This window comes from Actinomycetota bacterium (assembly GCA_030774015.1).
Lineage (GTDB): Bacteria > Actinomycetota > UBA4738 > UBA4738 > JACQTL01 > JALYLZ01.
The window spans coordinates 1-3,423 of sequence record JALYLZ010000166.1; the positions used below are offsets into that span (position 1 = coordinate 1).

The window sequence follows — 3,423 nt, forward strand, 5'->3', positions numbered from 1 at the left end:
CTTCGTCACGTGCACCTCGGCCTGCCCGCGGGCGCCCTCGTAGGCCCCGGTTCCGCCGGTGATGGCCACCGTGAAGTCCGTGGCGTTGATGCGCCTCATGTCCTGGAAGGTCAGCTGGCCGCCCCCGTGGCCGATGTAGGTGCGAAGGACGCGCTCCAGATGTCGTCGGCCGAGGACGAGCGTCCAGTCCAGGCACTCGGCCCTGAGGGTGCCCACCCATCGTTCGCAGAACGCGTTGGCGTTCGGGGCCCGGATCGGGGTGAGGACGATCCTCATGCCCTCGGACCGGAACACCTCGTCGAAAGGACCGGAGAACTTGGTGTCCCGGTCGTGGATCAGGAACCTCGGGGACCGTCCTTCCTCCTGGAGGGCCATGGTGAGGTTCCGGGCCTGCTGGGTGACCCACCCCGAGTCGGGGTTGAGTGTCGCTCCCCCCAGGTGGACCTTCCGCGTCCCGAGCTCGATCCATACCAGCACGTACAGCGTCTTCAGCGTGATGGTCTCCACGGTGAGGAAGTCGCACGCCAGCATCCCGGCCGCCTGGTGGCGGAGGAACTGGCTCCACGTGGGGCCACGCCGGGGAGCGGGGCCGAGGCCGGCCCGGCGAAGCGCCGTCGCGATCGTGGTGGCAGACACCCTCACCCCGAGCTTGAGCAGCTCCCCCCGGATGCGCATGTAGCCCCACCGGGGGTTCTCCCTCGCCAGTCGCAGGATCAGCGCCCGGACCTCGGGGTCGAGGGCGGGGCGTCCTGGATGGCGGTGGGGCGTGGTCCACTTCCTGGCGACGAGCTGCCGGTGCCACCGGAGGAGGGTCTCGGGCCGGACCAGGACGCTCCCCACGCCTCCCGCCGAAGCAGCCTGCTCGCGGCGGCGAGGAACGCCCTGTCGGATGCTCGGTAGATCGGCCGCTTCACCTGCCGGCGCAGGATCGCGACCTGGTGTCGCAGCACGGCGATCTCCAGTTCGGCCTCGGCCGCAATGCGGTCGTCCGAACGGACCAGACCGAGGACCCGGCGCAGGAGGAGATAGAGGAGGGAGCTGATCACGGCGCGGCATTGTCGCAGACCGGACCGCCGCTGCCGGTCTCAGGCCCGCGATCGAGTTTCTGGACCCCACGGCCTCACGGGCCAGCTTCCCTTCCGGCGGGAGTCCGAAGCGGCCACCATGTGGGCGCATGTCCGGGACAAGCCGCCCGCGGTCACCGACCTCCGCCCGGACGTGCCGCAGGGCCTGAACCGGGTCCTGGCGAAGGCGTTGAGCAAGGCTCCGGAGTTCCGCTATCAAACGGCGGGGGAGCTGGCCACCGCGGCCCGGGCCGTGGTGGGCTCGGGCGGTGACGAACGGTCCCTGGACCAGCCTCCGCCGGAGCGGCCGTCCGCTGTACGCGGCGCTCTCCTCGGGGCGGGAATCGCGGCGGCCCTGGTAGTCGGGCTGGTCGTCTTCCTGCTGGCAGGCCATGGATCTGCGCCCCGGGCGGAGCCCTCGGCGCCCTCGACTCCAAGCGTCGCCACCTCGGCGACCATCCCCTCTGCGACCACCCCACCGGAGGACCTGGTCACCGGGACCGGTCTGTTCCGGCTCGATCCGCAGACCGGGAAGCCGTCAGGCCGCATCGCCCCATCCGTCTTCGATCCAGGCGCGATCGACGGGCTCGCCGTCGGGGAAGGGGGATTGTGGGTCCACGTCGGATCCGAGGGCGAAGTTGCCGAGATCAAGCCCAAAACTAAAGCGGTGGCGGCGATCGTGCCGGTAGACCCCAGCGGCTACGTGTTCACCGGACAGGGCGCGGTGTGGATCGGGTCAGGCGACCGGGTCCTGCGGGTCGATCCCGTCGATGGGCGGATCGCCGCGACGATTGCCTACCCCGCCCACCCGAGCGGCCCTCTGTCATCCGCGACGAGGGATCTGGTGTGGGCCGACGGACCGGCGATGAGCAAGAAGCCCGGTCTTCCAAACAGCGGCCGATCGCTCCTCGGCATCGATACCCGCACGAACGAGGTCGTGGTGGCCATCGCCCTGCCGAGCTGGAGCGGCATGTGCCTGCTGAGCGGTGCCTTGTGGGTAGCCGAGCCGGTCGGTCCGAACCTCGGCCCGCCGCGGCTCCTGCGGCTTGATCCCAAGCTCCAGCCCCCGGTCCGTGTCCCCGAGTCCAAACGCGATCCAGCCGTGCTCGACGCACTCGGGCTCGTCTTCGAGGAGTCGCTCGGCCCGGCGATCCCACCCGTCGGCCACGGACGTGAGGCCCTTCTGCCAGTACTCGACGGAGAGCCACCACATGGCCACGATCGCCGCTCGATGCCGCTCTCCGGTCTCGAGGTAGCAGGCGAACGCCGCTTCGTGAGCCCGGATCGCCTCGTCGAGGCGGCCGGTGGAGTAGGCGGCTTGGCCGAGCGCATCGAGATCGTCGGGGCCGAGCGCTCCCTCCGCGCCAGCCGGGGCGAGGGCGTCGTATGCCTCGCTCCAAGCGCTGCGGAGGAACGCCTCCCGGCCTCGTTGGAGCAGCGCCCCAGGAGTCTCTTGCGTGTCCATTGCCTCCTGATCCTCGCTCATATGACGATGGCGGGAGGGTGGAATTCGAACCCTGGAGGGACTCGCTCCCCTAGCGGTTTTCAAGACCGCCGCCTTCGTCCGCTCGGCCACCCTCCCGCGGGATTGTCCCACGGGTTCAGACGGGCGGATCCCCTGCTGGACTATCGCTTGTACAAGGAAGTCTTTCCCACCTGGGCCTTAGCGCGCCGGATTGTCGGCATCCGAATAGGACCCACGGCCGGTCGGGCCGCTTGCGGCCGCTGCCCGGGGGGCGGCCCATCTTCATCGGCAGGATGGCGACTGCTCCTTGGTACCCATCGCAACATCGCTCACGGCTCAGCGCAACACGCTCCCCACGCCGGGACGCGGCGAACACACGCTGGGGGGTCGCTGGCTTGGCGCCCGGATCTCGGACCACTCCTGCATGTCGGTGTGCACTCCCTCTCCCGTCTGCTCGGCTCCGCTGCCGCCCTTGACGGGTGAGCTTGCGGGCACGACCAAGCAGAACTCGGGATGTGGGTCACGTAGAGTCCGCGCTCGGCCACGGGTCGAACGACCAGATGATGAGAGTTCAGCCCGAGTACGGCCCGTTTGACAGCGCATACGGGTCTCCCATTCTGCCGAGCCGGATCGGCAGCATCGCCGCTCGGTCGACCTCGAGCAGCTCGGCCTTGGTCACGGGCTTGCCCCGGACCCGCCGGTGAAGGTCGGCCCGGCAGGAGGCCTCCAGACGGGCGTTCAGCTCGGCGAACGAGGAGCAGGAGGGGACGGGCACCATGAAGTTGCGCCGCCCGTACCCGACGAGTGACTCCACGTGGCCCTTCTCGTTGCCCCGGCCGACCCGGCAGAACCGGTGGGCGAACAGGAAGTGGCTCTGAAGGCGGAGGAACTCCC

Annotated in this window: 2 protein-coding genes, 1 tRNA gene and 1 pseudogene; all 4 read right to left on the minus strand. The window is 69.8% G+C overall.

The genetic code is table 11. The annotated features are described in order from the left end of the window. Positions 1-840 (minus strand): helix-turn-helix domain-containing protein (locus tag M3Q23_16190; GenBank protein ID MDP9343596.1); only part of this gene is annotated, 840 nt, incomplete at its 3' end. A 1,047-nt stretch (positions 841-1,887) separates the two neighbouring features. Beyond that, the gene (locus M3Q23_16195; protein ID MDP9343597.1) at positions 1,888-2,529 is read right to left on the minus strand and encodes a hypothetical protein; all 642 of its coding nucleotides are present in this window, start codon (positions 2,527-2,529) and stop codon (positions 1,888-1,890) included. A gap of 28 nt (positions 2,530-2,557) precedes the next feature. Next, positions 2,558-2,646, minus strand: a tRNA-Ser gene (locus M3Q23_16200). A 613-nt stretch (positions 2,647-3,259) separates the two neighbouring features. Further along, positions 3,260-3,423: pseudogene (locus M3Q23_16205) on the minus strand (IS21 family transposase).

Bases quoted from the DNA above. Each gene is read 5' to 3' on its own strand.
- M3Q23_16195 (MDP9343597.1), bottom strand. From the start codon at position 2,529: ATGGACACGCAAGAGACTCCTGGGGCGCTGCTCCAACGAGGCCGGGAG.